Source organism: Streptomyces sp. NRRL F-2664 (assembly GCF_000719345.1).
GTDB lineage: Bacteria > Actinomycetota > Actinomycetes > Streptomycetales > Streptomycetaceae > Streptomyces.
Genome location: NZ_JOFX01000548.1, coordinates 1 through 260, shown reverse-complemented (window position 1 = coordinate 260; position 260 = coordinate 1). Strand labels below are relative to the sequence as shown.

General features: G+C 63.5%; 1 protein-coding gene. It reads right to left on the bottom strand.

Features of this window, described 5'->3' with window-relative positions; genetic code table 11:
• Positions 1 to 260, bottom strand: a 260-nt coding sequence (locus IF89_RS0136915; protein WP_030778298.1) for an IS256 family transposase, incomplete at both ends; no start/stop codon positions are given.

Below are 260 nucleotides of genomic sequence, written 5' to 3'. Positions count from 1 at the left end.
TCCATCACCGAATCGGTGATCGTGGAGATCGTCTGCTTGGACACATCGGCACCATAGACCTCGGCCAGATGAGAGGAGATCTCACCATGAGCCAGGCCCCTTGCCGACAACGAGAGGACCATCTCGTCGACGCCGGCCAGCCGGCGCTGCCGCTTCTTTACGATCTGCGGCTCGAACGAGCCTTCGCGGTCCCGCGGCACGTCGATCTCGACCGGCCCGATGTCCGTGACGACGGTCTTGGAGCGTTTCCCGTTGCGGGA